Source organism: Pedobacter ginsenosidimutans (assembly GCF_001442625.1).
GTDB lineage: Bacteria > Bacteroidota > Bacteroidia > Sphingobacteriales > Sphingobacteriaceae > Pedobacter > Pedobacter ginsenosidimutans.
Window position 1 is genome coordinate 199,371 of record NZ_LMZQ01000006.1, and the last position, 17,229, is coordinate 216,599.

General features: G+C 37.9%; 13 protein-coding genes. 6 read left to right on the top strand and 7 right to left on the bottom strand.

The annotated features are described in order from the left end of the window. Window positions 1-105: 105 nt before the first annotated feature. The 3 genes from ASU31_RS11350 to ASU31_RS11360 all read left to right on the top strand — a co-directional run bounded on the left by ASU31_RS11350 (window position 106) and on the right by ASU31_RS11360 (window position 3,117). A complete protein-coding gene (locus ASU31_RS11350) occupies window positions 106-1,272 on the top strand; it encodes a homogentisate 1,2-dioxygenase (RefSeq protein ID WP_057932433.1) in 1,167 nt (388 codons plus the stop codon). 111 nt (window positions 1,273-1,383) lie between these two features. Beyond that, window positions 1,384-2,514 carry a 4-hydroxyphenylpyruvate dioxygenase gene (gene hppD / locus ASU31_RS11355; protein WP_057932434.1) on the top strand — a complete coding sequence of 377 codons (1,131 nt, stop codon included), beginning with the start codon at window positions 1,384-1,386 and terminating at the stop codon, window positions 2,512-2,514. 132 nt (window positions 2,515-2,646) lie between these two features. Further along, window positions 2,647-3,117 carry a hypothetical protein gene (locus ASU31_RS11360; protein ID WP_057932435.1) on the top strand — a complete coding sequence of 157 codons (471 nt, stop codon included), beginning with the start codon at window positions 2,647-2,649 and terminating at the stop codon, window positions 3,115-3,117. Window positions 3,118-3,201: 84 nt separating this feature from the next. On the opposite strand, the gene ASU31_RS11365 is transcribed toward ASU31_RS11360, so the two are convergent. After that, complete coding sequence (locus ASU31_RS11365; RefSeq protein WP_057932436.1) at window positions 3,202-3,537, bottom strand: winged helix-turn-helix transcriptional regulator; 336 nt, start codon at window positions 3,535-3,537, stop codon at window positions 3,202-3,204. A gap of 141 nt (window positions 3,538-3,678) precedes the next feature. Between ASU31_RS11365 and ASU31_RS11370 the strand changes: the two genes are divergently transcribed. Continuing rightward, window positions 3,679-4,683 (top strand): NADP-dependent oxidoreductase, encoded by a 1,005-nt coding sequence (locus tag ASU31_RS11370; RefSeq protein ID WP_057932437.1) that lies wholly within the window; start codon window positions 3,679-3,681, stop codon window positions 4,681-4,683. Between the two features lie 260 nt (window positions 4,684-4,943). Next, on the top strand, window positions 4,944-5,396 hold the full coding sequence (locus ASU31_RS11375; protein ID WP_057932438.1) for a hypothetical protein: 453 nt from the start codon (window positions 4,944-4,946) through the stop codon (window positions 5,394-5,396). 68 nt (window positions 5,397-5,464) lie between these two features. Here ASU31_RS11375 and ASU31_RS11380 read toward each other — a convergent pair whose 3' ends face one another. From ASU31_RS11380 to ASU31_RS11395, 4 genes are all read right to left on the bottom strand, one after another. Then, the gene (locus tag ASU31_RS11380; protein WP_057932439.1) at window positions 5,465-5,983 is read right to left on the bottom strand and encodes a DsbA family protein; all 519 of its coding nucleotides are present in this window, start codon (window positions 5,981-5,983) and stop codon (window positions 5,465-5,467) included. Between the two features lie 3 nt (window positions 5,984-5,986). Next, window positions 5,987-6,448, bottom strand: coding sequence for a redoxin domain-containing protein (locus tag ASU31_RS11385; protein ID WP_057932440.1), 462 nt, complete (start codon window positions 6,446-6,448; stop codon window positions 5,987-5,989). Window positions 6,449-6,514: 66 nt separating this feature from the next. After that, entirely contained in the window at window positions 6,515-7,432 is a 918-nt protein-coding gene (locus ASU31_RS11390) for a DUF58 domain-containing protein (protein WP_057932441.1), read from the bottom strand. 688 nt (window positions 7,433-8,120) lie between these two features. Beyond that, entirely contained in the window at window positions 8,121-9,338 is a 1,218-nt protein-coding gene (locus ASU31_RS11395) for a PQQ-dependent sugar dehydrogenase (protein ID WP_057932442.1), read from the bottom strand. A gap of 332 nt (window positions 9,339-9,670) precedes the next feature. Here ASU31_RS11395 and ASU31_RS11400 point away from each other — a divergent pair, with 332 nt between their 5' ends. Continuing rightward, entirely contained in the window at window positions 9,671-11,980 is a 2,310-nt protein-coding gene (locus ASU31_RS11400) for an outer membrane beta-barrel family protein (protein ID WP_057932443.1), read from the top strand. Between the two features lie 339 nt (window positions 11,981-12,319). Here ASU31_RS11400 and trxA read toward each other — a convergent pair whose 3' ends face one another. Beyond that, window positions 12,320-12,640 carry a thioredoxin gene (gene trxA, locus ASU31_RS11410; protein WP_029275428.1) on the bottom strand — a complete coding sequence of 107 codons (321 nt, stop codon included), beginning with the start codon at window positions 12,638-12,640 and terminating at the stop codon, window positions 12,320-12,322. 155 nt (window positions 12,641-12,795) lie between these two features. Beyond that, window positions 12,796-17,229, bottom strand: coding sequence for a DNA polymerase III subunit alpha (gene dnaE / locus ASU31_RS11415; RefSeq protein ID WP_057932445.1), 4,434 nt, complete (start codon window positions 17,227-17,229; stop codon window positions 12,796-12,798).

Below are 17,229 nucleotides of genomic sequence, written 5' to 3' on the forward strand. Positions count from 1 at the left end.
CTCTGTAATTTTTACTCCCCCTTTCTTTTTTAATTGAAACGCATTACCGTTTTGATTGTTAATTCATTAGGATTTTTTCTTTTCTAACCATAACATCATTTTATTATGCCTATTTATCATAAATTGGGGCAGATTCCAGCTAAACGACACACGGTTTTTCGTAAACCTGATGGAAATCTTTATGCCGAAGAATTGGTATCAACCGAAGGTTTTTCAAGTTTATATTCATTGGTTTATCATTGTCACCCACCAACAATTGTAAAAAATTTAGGCGAAGCCTACAGTGTTGAGCCAAAAATTGCCCGGGAAAAACACCTGAAACACACCAGTTTAATCGGTTTCAATATCAGACCTGAAGATGATTTTCTAAAAAGTAGAAAAGCTGTCTTGGTGAATAGCGATCTACACATCGTTTTGGCAGCGCCGAGAAAATCGATGACCGATTATTTCTACAAAAACAGCCAGGCCGACGAGATGATCTTTGTACATGAAGGTTCTGGAAAATTGAAAACAGGATTCGGAGAAATTAAGTTTGCTTATGGCGATTATCTGATCATCCCGAGGGGAACCATTTACCAGATGGAGTTTGATACTGAACAAAATAGACTTTTCATTGTAGAAAGTTTTAGTCCGCTAAGGCCGCCAAAAAGATATTTAAATCAGTTTGGACAGTTGATGGAACACGCACCGTATTGTGAGCGTGATTTAAGACTACCCGAAAACCTGCAAACCTTTGATGAATACGGCGATTTTAAAGTTCTGATTAAAAAACAAGGATTAATTTATCCATATACGTATGGTACGCACCCTTTTGATTATGTAGGCTGGGATGGTTATCATTATCCATACGCTTTCTCTATCCACGATTTTGAGCCGATAACAGGTCGTTTGCATCAACCACCTCCGGTTCACCAAACTTTCGAAGGACACAATTTTGTGGTTTGTTCCTTTGTTCCCCGCAAATATGATTATCACCCCGATTCTATTCCTGCACCTTACAACCATAGCAATGTAGATAGCGATGAAGTGCTTTACTATGTAGACGGTGATTTCATGAGCCGCAAAAGTGTGGTTAAAGGGCAAATTACCTTACACCCTGGTGGTATTCCACACGGCCCACATCCAGGTACAGTAGAAAAATCGATCGGAAAAGAAAAAACCGACGAGCTGGCGGTAATGATCGATCCTTTTAAACCTTTAATGCTTACACAGGATGCCCTGGATATTGAGGACGAAAATTACCACAAAAGCTGGCAGATTAACGTAGAGTAAAGCTAGGATGATTAAGATTTCTGGATTATAGGATTTAAGATTTCTAAAGTAACACACATAGTTAACCGATTTAGACAATTAAGCGGTTAACCATTTAAAATAATAACAACAATGGAAACACAAACATTCGCAGAAAAAATATCAAAAGCACCCGATTTTCTGCCTATTAACGGAACAGATTATATAGAATTTTATGTAGGCAACGCTAAACAAGCGGCTCACTACTACAAAACTGCATTTGGGTTTCAAAGCCTGGCTTATGCCGGACCAGAAACTGGTGTACGTGACCGTTCATCGTATGTATTGCAACAGGGTAAAATCAGATTGATCTTAACGACAGCGTTAAAATCAGAGCATCCAATAGCAGAGCATGTAAAAAAACATGGCGATGGGGTAAAAGTATTGGCCCTTTGGGTAGATGATGCCTATAGTGCCTTTGAAGAAACCACAAAACGTGGCGCAAAACCCTATCTGGCTCCTCAAACTTTAACGGACGAAAACGGAGAGCTTAAGATGAGTGGCATTTATACTTATGGAGAAACAGTACACATGTTTATTGAGCGTAAAAACTATAACGGAACCTTTATGCCAGGTTACCGTGTGTGGGAAAGCGATTATCAACCTGCAGATGCGGGTCTTTTATACATCGACCATTGTGTGGGTAATGTAGGATGGAACCGCATGAATGAAGCCGTACAATGGTATGAGGATGTAATGGGCTTCGTAAATATCTTATCTTTTGATGATAAGCAGATTAATACCGAATATTCTGCTTTGATGAGTAAGGTAATGAGTAATGGAAATGGCTATTCGAAATTCCCGATTAATGAACCTGCCGAAGGCAAAAAGAAATCGCAAATCGAAGAATACCTGGAATATTATGAAGGCGAAGGCGTTCAGCACATTGCTGTTGCCACGAAAGATATTGTTAAAACGGTTAAAGAACTGAAAGCACGTGGGGTGGAGTTTTTAAGTGCGCCACCAGAGGCCTATTACGATATGATGCCACAACGCGTAGGTAAAATTGATGAAGAAATAGCTTTGTTAGAAAGTCTGGGTATTTTAGTCGACTGTGATGAAGAGGGATACCTGTTGCAGATTTTCACTAAACCAGTTGAAGACCGCCCTACCCTTTTCTTCGAAATTATTCAGCGTAAAGGTGCACAAAGTTTTGGCGCTGGTAACTTTAAAGCCTTATTTGAATCGTTAGAACGTGAGCAGGAATTGAGAGGTAATTTATAGTATCACCAACAACATAAATTAAAGGCAATCAGTAAATCTGGTTGCCCTTTTTATTTACTCATTTTTCGGTATGTGTTTAATCAAATAATTATTTAAATTTAGATACACACAAATATTTAAACCTTAAGAATTATGAAAACACAACTAATGCTGGTTTTATTACTGGCTGGATCATTCGGCGGCTTCGCGCAACCAAAAGCCGAAATTGTAAAAACCATCAATCAATTGCTGGCAAAGGCTATCGGTGGAACCAATCGTATTTTACGTAAGGGAACAGAAACCACGTTTACCATTACAGCAAATTCGTTCTCTATTGATGAAGAAATGAATTTCGGGGTTTTTACAGTTGGAAAAACCTTTGCCAGTTCAGACAATGCCAAAGAAGAAACCACCAACAAATCGCAAATACAGCATTGGAAAGGATTTAAGGTTAGTCCTGAACAGAATAGTACAACCCTTAAATCAATTTATCCTGTTTTCGAAAAGCGTGAAAATGAACCTGACAATGATAAAAACGGAATTAAATATTATTGTCTTGCTGGAGATGAGGAGAAATTGATCGTGGCGCTCATGCACCTGCAAAGCCTCTATTCGAAAAAGTAATTAACTTAATCATTATAAAAGCCGGAAATTAATTTCTGGCTTTTTGTTTTTTATTTATTTGCCGTTTTAAATCCAGCAATCAATTTATAAATCATACCACTCCGAAAGATTGGTCAAAATAGGCATTAATGCCAATCCCTTTTCCGTCAAATGGTAATCTACCCTAACTGGAACCTCGGCAATAATTTCTTTGGTCAGTAATTTATTTGCTTCCAGTTCTTTTAATTGTTTGCCTAAAGCCTGATCAGATATAGTAGGAAGTACATTTTTCAACAAGCTGAAGCGGTTCATTCCTTCAAAAATATGGATCAGGATCAATGCTTTCCATCTGCCTGAAATAATATCTAACGCACCGTTTACACGGCATGAATTAAGCAAAAAAGCCTTATTTAATGCATTCGAGGAACTTTCTTTAATCATAACTCACATTTTTTTGAGTAACTCCAAATAAAACAAGCCATTGCACGCCGTGTTTTTTAAATTCAACTTTGACTAAGTTAAGAAAAAGAGCGCTGGATTTTTTCACGACTAAATCATAACCGTTAGTTAATTACAATATTTATGAAAGCAATTACATTAAAAGAATTCGGTAATACAGAAAATTTTAAATTGGAGAACTATCCTATTCCAAAACCTAAAAATGATGAGGTATTAATCAAATTAAAAGCAACTGCCTTTAATCCTATTGATTACCAAATGCGTTTAGGAAGGAGGGAAAGCCACATAATGAATTCTCCTATTTTAGGACGTGAGCTGGCAGGAATAGTGGAAGAACTTGGCGAGAACGTTAAAAATTTTAAGTTAGGAGATGAAATTTACGCTGCCTCAGGCAGTGGCGGATCAAATGGCAGTTATGCACAATACATGACGTTGACAGAAAAACGAGTGGCGCTGAAACCAAAAAATATAACTTTCGAGGAAGCCGCAGCGATCCCTTCTGCTGGTTTAACGGCGTGGCAAACCTTTAGCCGACTTCATATTAAAAAAAAAGACCATATTTTCATCACAGGAGGAAGCGGTGCTGTAGGATCTTTTCTTATCAGGCTATTAAAACCCAGGCATCTTGATCAAATTATAACCATTGCAGGAAGCTTGGAAAGTATAGATGCGATTAAAGCCATTGGATTAAAAGAATCACAAATAATAGATTATCGTAATCCAGATCTCGAAAGCATCATATTGAATGCAAATCACAATCATTATTTCGATTTTGCAGTGGATATAGTTGGCGATAAATCAGCAGAAATTGCTGCAAATACGCTTAAAGTAAATGGCGTATATGCAGATATAACATTTCTAGGCACACAAAAAACCCGGGAAACCTTATTTGATAAAGGAGCATCAGTGCTCAATATTTCAAATTATGCTTTCACACTCGATAACAATCTGAACTGGTATGGAAACACCTTAAGGAAAATCACTGGCTTGATTGAAGCTGAAAAATTAGCTGCCCCATCAATAAATGTTTTGGGCAATTTTTCTCTAAAAACCGTACAGCAAGCGCATAACATTATGGAAAACAATTTAACCAGAGGAAAGAAACTGGTGATGACGATAGATTATTGATTTTAATTCTTCACTAAAACTTCATAATTGAAGTGCACCTTTGATATAACAAAACACGAAGCGATTTCAATTTTGTTAAATTCTAAAAACTCATAATTAGTTTTTTAGTTTTCCGGTTACCCTTATCTGATACCTCATGTATTGCAAAATACATGAGGTTTTTTATTCAAAATTCTGCACCATGAGGGCATAAATTATGCAATAGGTTTATTTAAAAAAAAGCAATAACTTACGGTTATTGAACCACAACAACTCAATTTATGCTTACTAAAGAATTAGGAATATTAATGATTATCTGTTGTGGAGCATTGAAAATGCCATTTCAGGAAATAAACAAAGAGGTAAAGCAGGGTAAAATCACGACTTTTCAAAAACCTGAATCATCAAAATCAATATTAAATGATACCATCAACAGGCGAAACACCGTTTACGTGAAAGAAGTCAAATATAAACACAATAGCGATTCAAGTACATCTGCCAAAATCACGATTAAAAACACAACCAAACAAGTAATAACTGATATTTCTTTTTGTCTGGATGGTTATGTGGCTAAAGGTTGCGATAAAGCATATAATATAAAGCAGAAGATTAACCTTAAACCTAATCAATCAGTCACTATTTCTCAGCTTTTAGTCCCAGGCGATTGTGAATTCCATATCGTCAAAGACCTGATTATAAAATATAGCATAAACGTTAACTTCACACTCGACTAAAGAGGCCTTCCGCATAAGTTGCGCAACATGGTACAGAAGAGCTGGCTTTACATCCTGCGTCTTCCCTTCTATTCGGCACTTTCTTTAAGCATCTGATAAAGATCTGTTGCACCTCCATCAAATTTAGTTCCGTTTACATAAAATGAAGGTGTTCCGTTTACGCCACTCCGTACACCACTGTCAAAATCATCTTCTATTTTTCGTTTGATCTCTTCTGAGGTACTGTCTTGCTGGAACTGCTCCAGGTCTAAACCAATCGTTTCAGCCAATTCGTCAAACAGCTCACCATTCAAGCGGTATTGATTTTCGTAGAGTGCATCGTGCATTTCCCAAAACTTACCTTGTAAACCTGCCGCTTCTGCAGCGATGGCAGCCGGAAAAGCAAACTCATGGGCATTTGCCAAAGGAAAATGACGGAAGATAAATTTGATCTGATGACCGAATGTTTCTTCAATTTCCTTCATAATCGGGTAGGCATTGCCACAATATGGACATTGATAATCGCCAAATTCGACAATGGTTACACTGGCAGAATCATCGCCTTGAATATGATCCTGATTGTTTATTTCAGGTTTTAAAGTACTCATAGCTTATTTCTTATTTAATTCCTCCAATGCGTCTAAAATTCCGTCGGCATCAGGGTTAACGGCTATTGGCGACAAATAACTCCAGACAATTTTCCCTTCTTTATCAATCACAAAAAGTGCCCTTTTGCTTTCACCAAGTTCTTCATCGTATACACCATAAGCTTTAGACACTGCGCCCTTTGGTTCAAAATCGGCCAAAAGTGGAAAATGCAGTTTTCTATTTTCTTCAAAAGCGAGGTGACACCAAACACTATCAACAGAAACACCGAAGATCTGTGCATCATACTTATTAAAATATTTTAGCATTTCATTATAAAGTGCCATTTGGTCGCTACATACGGGGCTCCAATCGGCAGGATAAAAAGCCAGGATAACATTTTTACCTTTAAAATCTTTAAGTTTTATTTTCTGATCGGGAGTAGCATTCAATTCGAAATCTGGTGCTGTAGCGCCTTTTTCTAACATATAAGGGAGTTTAAAATTTAAATTATTTATTAAACAACGCTGAATCTGCGTTGTTTGCAACAAACTTTAGCCTAATTTTTGCCTTTTGATTAAGTAAGACTGAAGGACAGGGTAAAATCCATCGTTCATATCGGCATCAATTAAGTCAATTTTATATTGGGCGCATTTTAGCGCAATCTGCTGTCGATATGAGGAAACTGCTGCTGTATAATTTTCCTTTACCTGATTGGTATGTACTTTAATCGTTTCGCCGGTTTCCATATCAATAAACTGGTATGGGCGGTTCTCAAAATTAAAATCAACTTCTTTTGATTTATCTACCACATTAAAAACCACCACTTCATGTTTGTTGAATTTTAAATGTTGCAAGGCATCAAAAAATTCGTCCGTTTTATCTGTGCTGGTTTGTGTATTAAAAAGATCGCTAAAAACAATTACCAATGAGCGTTTATGAATCAATTCTGCAACCTGATGCAAAGCTTCACTTAAATTAGTCTGCGCATTTACCCTGGGTTTATGTAACAGATCTTCTAACTGTGTAAACAAATATTTCTGATGTACGGTAGTAGACTTTGCTGGTGAATTCAATAGTATTTCATCTGTAAATAAGCTTAAACCAAAAGCATCACGCTGTTTCTTCAACAGGTACATCAAAGATGCAGTGGCCTGTATGGAGAAAATCAGTTTGTTATTTTTCGGTTCAGGAAAGTACATTGATGAGGAAACATCAATCACAAACTGGCAGCGTAAATTGGTTTCTTCTTCGAAACGTTTACTGTAAAGTTTATCTGTTTTGGCGTATAATTTCCAGTCGATATTTTTTACATTATCGCCATTATTATACTGGCGGTGCTCTGCAAATTCGACCGAAAAACCATGAAATGGGCTTTTATGCAGTCCGGTAATAAAACCTTCTACCACTTGCTGTGCAAGCAATTCTAAATTACCATAGCTTGTTTCGTTCTCGTAGTTTACAACCCGCATAGGGTAAAGCTAATAAAAGATTTATTAAAAATTCTTTATAGATTAAAAATAGCCAATTAGCTAACTGTAAACTGATAATCGTAAGCTGCTAACTGATAAGGGCGTTCCCCAAGCTACGCAAGGGGCGGGCTTTCCAGGGCTGCGCTACGCTCCGGTACCGATGAAGGATCGGTACTGAACCCTTACAATCCCTAACGCTAACCACCCCGCCCCGCAGGGCACTCCTCCTTAAAACAAGGAGGGGAGTAATCAACGCCAGAAAGGCAACCCAGCCCAAGTACCACCAAACCTAAGTAATTTAAACCTGATGGCAGCGGCAGCCCCGAAGTATGAGGGCTACAGTGAACAGCAGGACTGAACAAACCCAAGCACTACTAAAGCACCTTTCCGAATAAGTTCATATAATTTTAACCGCCTCGCCCTTAAAACCCCGATGAAAAGCAGAACCCCACATTTCCAAAAAACAACGAACAATAAGCTTAAAACAAAAAATCCCGGACTCAATAAATGAATTCGGGATTAAAGAAGATTGTATCATAAAGACAATTTCTCGGCAGATTTTGTCATGTTGTCCAAAGGACTCCTACGGAGAGCCTGTCGAAACACATACAAGTGTATTTACCTAGGTCCTTCGACAAGCTCAGGATGACAATTGATATTTATGATACATCCTCCAGCTTAAATAAGTTTACTTCTTAGCTATTCTAAACAAATGGCCATTATCGGTTACAGAATAAAGCGCCCCGTCCTTTCCTTCTACCATATCGCGGAAACGTTCGCCTTTACCTTCCAGCAATCGCTCTTCACCAACAATTTTGTTATCTTTTATCACCAATCGGATAATATGCGAACCACCTAAACCGCCCACAAATAAATTCCCTTTCCATTCGGCAATGCTATTGCTGTTATAAAACGCAATACAGCCAGGTGAAATACTTGGATTCCAATAATAAACAGGCTGCTCCATGCCTTCTTTCTGTTGAATACCATCGCCTACTTTTTTACCGCTGTATTCTGTTCCGTAGGTAATAATTGGCCAGCCATAGTTTTTGCCTGGTTTAATGATATTCACTTCATCGCCACCTTTAGGGCCAAATTCAGCCTCCCATAAATCTCCGGTTAAAGGATTAATGGCTAAACCATCTGGATTCCGCAATCCATAAGCATAAATTTCTGGTTTTGCATCTGCTTTGCCAGCAAATGGACCATTTGCCACTGCTTTACCATCAGTAGTTAGGTGTAAAATTTTACCCAAAGAAGAATTTAAATACTGCGCCTGAATTCTGATATCGTTACCAGAACGTTCGCCGGTACTTATAAATAAATTACCACTCTTATCGAAGACAATTCTCGAACCGTATTGAAGTTTACCACCATAAGCTGGTGTAGCGCGATAAATAATAGTCTGGTTCTCTATTGTAGTTTCATTGGCTGCTAATTTCCCTTTAGCAATAGCTAATAAAACACCTTTATCCTGTGGCTCTGAATAGGCCCAATAAATCATTCTATTTTTAGCAAAGTTTGGATCTAAGGTTACATCTAATAAACCTCCCTGGCCAGATGGGTCTACCTTGGGTAAACCGGTTATCTTTTTGCTTAATTTCCCATCAGGAGTAAGGATCACCATTGTACCCTGTTTTTGTGTAATTAAAAAACCACCATTTGGAAGAACTGAAATGGCCCAGGGATTTTCTAACTTTTCATTAATAATCGTAATATCCAAAGGCGTTTTGGTCTTTACACCTGCAATTCGGGTCTGCCCGGCAAATGCTGGCTTATAATCTGCTGATGGTTCGTTCGTTTCAACAGGGTTTTGCGCCGATACACATGCAATATTTGCACAGTTTAGGGTTAAACCTGCCAATAAAATACCTAAAGTTTTATTGTTAAATAGGTTAATAGACATGATTGTTAGTTTTTTATTAAAGAAACAAAAATAAGTTTATAACAAAAAGTCTGTGATAGTAATATTACTGTTAAAAGGTCTAAAAGCTTTCTCTTAAATCTAAAAAAACGAGTTCAATTTATCAAATTTTATAATTCGAACCTGTTTAAAAATCAATTAAATGAAGTACTTATATTAAAATTGGGTGTAAACACCCGATTTAAGTGTATATACGTGGTTTTGTTGAGTGCAACGTTTCCAGATTGATAGTGTCCTATCTGTAAAATCAAATTATTTATATGAAGCTATTTTATAAAAGAGGTATACTAAGTTCTCTTTTGTTTTTCGTCATAATGTATCATAGTACAGCACAAACAATTTCCGGCAGGGTAAAAGAAACCAGGGGTATTGGAATTGAAAATGCAACTGTGACACTCTTAAACATTACAGATTCGACTGTTGTAAAATATGGGGTAAGCAACAAAGAAGGTTATTTTGAGCTCAATAATTTAAGTAGTGGAATATTTAAAATCAAGATTTCGTGTTTAGGCTATCATACTCAATTATTAAAAGATATTAAGTTTGATGGTTCTTCAGTTAAATTAACAGATATCATTCTTGGCACAAAAGATAAAGAACTGCAAGAAGTAACTGTTGAGGCTAAAAAACCTCTTCTTGAACGAAAGGTTGACCGATTAATATTTAATCTAAACAAGACAATCATGGCTAACGGTGCTTCTCTCTTTGAAGCCTTGCAGGTTGCACCTCTTTTAATAGTCTCCGAAAACAGTATATCTATGGTTGGCAAAGGGAGTATGGGTGTTATGGTTAATGAAAAAATCATCAATTTAGGAGGAACTGACTTGGTAAACTACCTGAAAACCTTCCGGTCTGAAAATATAGAAAAAATTGAAATCATAACCACCCCACCGGCAAAATATGAGGCCCAGGGGAATGGTGGTTTGATTAATATTGTTTTAAAGAAAAACGAATCTTTAGGCTGGCGCGGATCAGTAAGTTCAACGTACTATCAAAATACCTATGGATCGTACAACAACAATCTAGCACTTTTTTTTCGATCAAAAAAAGTTAACAGCTCTCTTACATTTAACCAATCAAACTACCGCAGCATTATTAAAGAATCTGTCGATATAACCGGGCGTCCTAACGAGATTCTAAGCAATGAGCAGCGCTTGGGAAGCTCCCCTGGTTTGCAAGCAGGTTTAAGCATTGATTATGAACTAAATAAACACAACAACATTGGGCTTATATATAATATTTCAGACAACAAATCGAATACAAGCTTTAGTAACAACTATAGCTTTATTACAGGTAACACTCTTGACTCGGTTTTAAATACTACAGGAAAATTTTCAAGGCCGTTATTTACACAGACTTTCAATCTATACCATGATTTAAAGCTCGATTCGAATGGAAAAAAATTGAGTAGTTCTGTTAATTTTTTCACAAACACACCTGAAATGAAAAATGATTTTGTTTCTGAGGCTGAAAATACATATGCCAGTATTCGGAATAATAACTTTTCAAAATACAATATATGGTCATTTCAATCAGATTTAACATTACCTTATAAATGGGCCAAAATAGAAACGGGTATTAAGCTCGCTAATTTTAACAACAATGCTAATGTTGAATACTATAATTATATCCAAGAAGATTTCTTGTTAGATGAAACACGTAGTAACAAATTCAATTACGCCGAAAATAATCTGGCCGCCTATTTCAGTATGGAATCTGAACTATCAAAAAAGTGGACAGCTAAAGCAGGGTTACGCTATGAGTATACTATGATGGATGGATATTCGCCTACCTTAGATCAACGCAACAAAGGTAATTACGGCGCTTTATTTCCTACAGCTTATATCGTTTACAAAGCTAACGAGGTTCATACTTTTTCGTTAAACTATTCCAGGAGGATAAACCGACCAAGTTTGAACTCCTTAAATCCATTTGCCTATTACACAAATATTTATACTTATTCTACCGGAAATGCATTGCTCTTACCTTCATACAGTAATAATATTGAGATTAACTACCTATATAAAGGCATGTTTTCTTTTACTGTATTTACACAACATACCAGCGATATAATTTCGAACCTTACAACGGTTAATGGCCCAATAGTGGTAACCAGTAGAGGAAACTTTCTGACTCAGGATAATCTTGGGGCTTACCTATCTTTTAATCGGTCATTATTTAAATGGTGGGACAATAGCATTTCAGCCTCTTTCTCATATGCATCACCAAAATCTAAAATAGACGCAATCAACACTCCAAATGGAACTGCTGCCTCATTCAGTATCAATAATAGTTTCAAGGCAACTAACTCGCTAAGTTTTTATTTGAATTACAGCCAAAATCTTCCGTCAACTGATAGAAATGTTTACAGCTATAGTCAACGTAGTTTAAGAACTGGAGCCAGGATAAAGTTATTTAATAACAATTTGATCATCAGCCCAGCTTTTTTTATTGGCACAGTAAACAAATATGAGATTCGCTTTGTCGATTTTGTGCAAACTGTAAAAACAGACTATAATTATAAAACCTTTAATCTTGGTATTACCTACTCATTCGGGCGATCAAAAGTTTCCGGAAATAACAAAGACATCCGTTTTGATGAGAAAAGAAGAGCTCAACAGTAAAAATGATTTAAGAATATGATAAATTTAAATAGGCTTAGCTATTTAAATCAGTAATTATAGGCTTTATGATCAATGAGAGGTACGCTAAATGTCCAAAGTATTCCTGCTTAATGGCACTAAAAGGGTATCTCTTATTTTTCGAAAGGAATTACCTGTTAAAAAAAACCTCTTTCAATGATTTTCAATTTGTCCTTGTGAAAGACAAGGTAGATAAAATTAGTTCTAAACGAAAAAAACCCAAATTCATCAAATGAACTTGGGTTTTTGTAATATTATTAGTGAAGTTTTGAAGATTTTGCGTTTAGCTTAAACCCTCTACCTTTTACCTTCAACCTTTATTTAAGCCAATTGCTTGTTTAATTTTTCTGCTAATACTGATTTTGGAACAGCACCAACTTGTTTGTCAACAACCTGACCATCTTTAAAGTATAATAAAGCCGGGATGTTACGGATACCAAACTGCATTGAAATTTGAGGGTTGTTATCAACGTTTACTTTTCCAACTACCGCTTTGCCATCATACTCTTTTGCGATTTCTTCTACTACTGGACCAACCATGCGACAAGGGCCACACCATTCTGCCCAAAAATCTACTAATACGGGTTTATCTGATTTTAATACAAGCTCCTCGAAGTTTGCATCTGTGATTTCTAATGCCATAATTATTTTTTTTATGTTCAAATATATGTATTCAATTGTAATGCCAACCCATTGGTAATGTCAATTTGACATTATTTTGAGGTAGAGGGCTTAAAGGTGAAAGGTATAAGGTTTAGGCGCTATAACCTTCCACCTTAAACCTTAGGCCTCATACCTTAGTTTAACTTGTAATTTACAACATTAAGCCCGAGTAATTGTTCCAAAAACTTATTGTTTGGATTTATTTTAAGATTTTTGGATGGCATATCCAACATAATCTCCTTTTCCCGATCAAAAATAGCGAAGTTAAGTTGGCAGTTTTGTTGCTCGGAGTTTGCCTTATTGTCTGCTAATATGGCTTCAATCTCGCGCATCAATTGATCGTTAACCCGCTCAATTGGCACCTGGATCGTTAAACTTTTAGCTAATTTATCCCTCAGTTCAGACATTAAGTTAATTGCAGTAATTTTAAACTCCCAATCGCCAGCTTTACCGAAACGCTCACCAACCCTACCCCTAATCTGCAAGAAATATCCTTCAGTTAAAAACGATTTAAATTTTAAAAAATCTTCCCCGAACAAGGCCATTTCACTTGCATCCTCATAATCTTCGAAAACAAAAGTACCAAATGGCTTACCCGTTTTGGTAATCCGCTGTGATGCGGTGACCACGAGTCCGCCTACACAAAGCTCACGGTTTTTCAGCTTTTCGAATTCGGCCAAAACCTCTTCATTATTATCGCCCATACGCACCTTGTTGATCACGCTCAATTGCTTAACACCGTGTGTACAGAATTTATCGAGTTCGAGTTTATAATTATCTAAAGGGTGGCCAGAAAGAAAAATCCCAATGGCATCTTTTTCGTACTTTAACCGGTCCATTAATGCCCATTCTGGCGAAACGGGCAAACTTGGTTCTAAAATAAGATCGGCTTTAGAGCCACCAAATAAGGAAGCTTGTGACGTACTTTCATTATTCTGAAAATCGTTGGCATATTTGATAATCTTTTCAATACCATTCATTTTATCGTTCGGTCCGATATAAAAATACTGTGCCCTATGACCTCCAAACGCATCGAAAGCACCGCTGTACACAAAACTCTCGTAAGCTTTTTTATTTACAATGCGGGTGTTAGAACGCTTGGCAAAATCGTACACATTACCATAAGGCCCATTTGCCAATCTTTCTTCAATAATACTTTCTACCGCCTTTTCGCCCACACCTTTTACTGCCGACATGCCGAAACGGACTTCGCCCTTGGCATTTACCGAAAATTTGAGATCGGATTCGTTTACATCGGGGCCTAATACCGTAACACTCATCTGGCGACACTCTTCCATAAAGAAAGCCACCTGTTTAATATCACTCATGTTATTGGACAGTACCGCAGCCATATATTCGGCAGGGTAATGTGCTTTTAAGTATGCGGTTTGATAGGCAATCCATGCATAACAGGTAGAGTGTGATTTGTTGAAAGCGTAAGATGCAAATGCTTCCCAATCTTTCCATATTTTTTCCAAAGTTGTGGCATCGTGACCTTTTTCGGCCGCTTGTTTCACAAACTTGGGTTTCATTTTATCCAGAACGTCTTTCTGTTTCTTACCCATCGCCTTACGTAGCACATCGGCCTCACCTTTGGTAAATCCGGCCAGTTTCTGCGACAAAAGCATTACCTGCTCCTGGTAAACGGTAATTCCATAGGTTTCTTTCAAATACTCTTCGCAGGCATCTAAATCGTACTTAATTTCTTCTTCGCCATTTTTACGGCGAACGAAACTTGGAATATACTCCATTGGGCCCGGGCGATATAATGCGTTCATCGCAATTAAATCGTCGAAAACCGTTGGTTTCAGCTCCTTCATGTATTTCTGCATACCCGGACTCTCATACTGGAAAATCCCGATGGTTTCACCTCGCTGGAAAAGCTCATAGGTTAATACATCATCAATTGGGAAATTATCCGGATCGAGATCAATACCAAAGCGTTTTTTAACCAGTTTTACGGTATCCTTTATCAGGGTAAGGGTTTTTAAACCCAAAAAGTCCATCTTTAATAAACCCGCGCTTTCTACAACCGAGTTATCAAATTGGGTAACATATAAATCAGAATCTTTTGCAGTAGAAACGGGAACGAAATTGGTAATATCGCTTGGCGTAATAATTACCCCGCAGGCATGGATACCGGTATTCCGTAAAGAGCCCTCTAAAATCTGTGCCTGTTGAATGGTTTCGGCACTCAAATCTTTTAATGCGCCAAGGTTTTTCAATTCTACTACACGTTCATATTCATCAGGGCGCAAAGCTTCTTTCAGTGTTTTCTCATCCAAAGTGAAGATTTTTGCGAGCTTCATATTCGGGATCAGCTTGGCAATCTTATCTGCTTCAAAAAGTGGCAAATCTAACACCCTCGCTGTATCGCGGATAGAAGATTTGGCGGCCATGGTTCCATATGTGATAATCTGCGCCACCTGGCTGGAACCGTATTTGCCAATTACATATTCCATTACACGGCCACGGCCCTCATCGTCAAAATCGATATCAATATCGGGCATGGATACACGATCGGGATTTAAGAAACGCTCAAAAAGGAGATCGTACTTAATGGGATCGATATTCGTGATCCACAAACAATAAGCCACCACCGATCCTGCTGCAGAACCACGGCCAGGTCCTACCGAAACATCCCTGCGGCGGGCTTCGGCAATAAAATCCTGTACAATTAGGAAATAACCCGGATAACCGGTTTTTTCAATGGTCTGTAATTCGAAATCTAAACGTTCAATAACCTCAGGGGTTAACACGCCATAACGTTTCTTGGCCCCCTCATAAGTAAGGTGACGCAAAAATTTATTTTCCCCACGTTTTCCTCCATCGGCCTCATCTTCCGCCACTAAAAATTCGTCTGGAATATCGAATTTAGGTAAGAGTACTTCGCGGGCAAGTTTGTAGATTTCGATCTTATCTACAATTTCTTTAATATTTACAATAGCCTCTGGCAAATCGGCAAAAAGCGATTTCATTTCATCACCAGATTTGAAATAATATTCTTGATTAGGCAAACCATAACGGTAACCGCGACCACGGCCAATTGGTGTTGCCTGTTTTTCGCCATCTTTTACACAAAGCAAAATATCGTGTGCGTTCGCATCCTTTTTGTTAATGTAATAGGTATTATTGGTAGCCACTAATTTAACCTCGTGTTTGCGCGCCAAAGCAATCAGCGATTCGTTTACACGGTCTTCATCTTCCTGGTTGTGACGCATTACCTCAACATAGAAATCATCGCCAAACATGTTCTTCCACCAGATCAGCGCTTCTTCAGCCTGGGTTTCGCCCATGTTTAAAATTTTGTTCGAAATCTCTCCGGATAGGTTGCCCGATAAAACAATAATATCATCTTTATACTGTTCAATTACCTCCCTGTCAATACGTGGAACGTAATAAAAACCTTTGGTATAAGCGATAGAAGACATTTTAGCTAAATTATGATAGCCTTTTTTGTTCTTCGCCAACAGTACCATCTGGTAACCATTATCTTTTGCGGTCCGGTCTAAGTGATTATTACAAACAAAAAATTCTACCCCAACAATGGGTGTCATTACCACTTCCGTTGGGCGCTCGCCAGCCTCAATTGCGGCAGCATTTTTCGCTTCGGCAGCTTTGTTATGATTTAAAACATGGTTTACAAAGTGAAAAGCTCCCATCATGTTCGCATGATCGGTCATGGCTACAGCCGGCATTTTTTGTGCTGCCGCAGCTTTTACCAGATCGGGAATACTGATGGTACTTTGCAATACCGAAAACTGTGTATGGTTATGCAAATGCACAAAAGTTGCTGCAGCAAGTTCCTGTTTGTTTCCGGCAAGTTCCTGTTTCGAAATTCCTCCGCCCTCAGCTTTTTGTAAACGCTTGCGGATTTCATCAGAAGCAGCTTTTAAATTGATGTGTTTTAACCCAACTCCTTCAATCGTAGCTGGGTTTACCTCTCTAAAACGAGGAAAATATTCTACGTCAACCTGTAGTTCTTCTTTTTTAAAAACCTCTCTTTTTACCAATTCCAAGAAACAACGCGTAGTGGCTTCCACATCGGCAGTTGCGTTGTGGGCTTCGTTAAAAGGAACACCAAATAAATAAGAATGTAACTCGGTTAAGGTTGGCAATTTAAACCTTCCACCCCTACCTCCAGGCAATTGTAAAAGCTGGGCGGTAACTTCGGTACAGGTATCCAACACAGGCATCTCGGCCAAACGGTTGGCTACACCAAAACGGTGAAACTCACAGCCCATAATGTTTACGTCGAAACCAACATTCTGGCCTACAATAAACTTGGCTTTATCTAAAACTTCGTTAAACTTGGCCAACATTTCGTCGAAACCGATGCCTTGTTCGGCAGCGAGTTCAGTAGAAATACCATGTATCCGTTCTGCATCGTACGGAATATTAAATCCCTCTGGTTTAACCAGATAATCCTGATGTTCAACCAATCTCCCCATCTCATCGTGCAGTTGCCATGCAATCTGTATACAACGCGGCCAATTATCCGTATCGGTAATGGGTGCATTATAATTACGTGGCAAACCAGTGGTTTCAGTATCAAAAATTAAGTACAT

What these genes read in the sequence shown, in the direction of transcription:
- ASU31_RS11350 (WP_057932433.1), top strand. Translation starts at nt 106, where the DNA reads ATGCCTATTTATCATAAATTGGGGCAGATTCCAGCTAAACGACACACG.
- hppD (WP_057932434.1), top strand. Translation starts at nt 1,384, where the DNA reads ATGGAAACACAAACATTCGCAGAAAAAATATCAAAAGCACCCGATTTT.
- ASU31_RS11360 (WP_057932435.1), top strand. Translation starts at nt 2,647, where the DNA reads ATGAAAACACAACTAATGCTGGTTTTATTACTGGCTGGATCATTCGGC.
- ASU31_RS11365 (WP_057932436.1), bottom strand. Translation starts at nt 3,537, where the DNA reads ATGATTAAAGAAAGTTCCTCGAATGCATTAAATAAGGCTTTTTTGCTT.
- ASU31_RS11370 (WP_057932437.1), top strand. Translation starts at nt 3,679, where the DNA reads ATGAAAGCAATTACATTAAAAGAATTCGGTAATACAGAAAATTTTAAA.
- ASU31_RS11375 (WP_057932438.1), top strand. Translation starts at nt 4,944, where the DNA reads ATGCTTACTAAAGAATTAGGAATATTAATGATTATCTGTTGTGGAGCA.
- ASU31_RS11380 (WP_057932439.1), bottom strand. Translation starts at nt 5,983, where the DNA reads ATGAGTACTTTAAAACCTGAAATAAACAATCAGGATCATATTCAAGGC.
- ASU31_RS11385 (WP_057932440.1), bottom strand. Translation starts at nt 6,448, where the DNA reads ATGTTAGAAAAAGGCGCTACAGCACCAGATTTCGAATTGAATGCTACT.
- ASU31_RS11390 (WP_057932441.1), bottom strand. Translation starts at nt 7,432, where the DNA reads ATGCGGGTTGTAAACTACGAGAACGAAACAAGCTATGGTAATTTAGAA.
- ASU31_RS11395 (WP_057932442.1), bottom strand. Translation starts at nt 9,338, where the DNA reads ATGTCTATTAACCTATTTAACAATAAAACTTTAGGTATTTTATTGGCA.
- ASU31_RS11400 (WP_057932443.1), top strand. Translation starts at nt 9,671, where the DNA reads ATGTATCATAGTACAGCACAAACAATTTCCGGCAGGGTAAAAGAAACC.
- trxA (WP_029275428.1), bottom strand. Translation starts at nt 12,640, where the DNA reads ATGGCATTAGAAATCACAGATGCAAACTTCGAGGAGCTTGTATTAAAA.
- dnaE (WP_057932445.1), bottom strand. Translation starts at nt 17,229, where the DNA reads ATGTACTTAATTTTTGATACTGAAACCACTGGTTTGCCACGTAATTAT.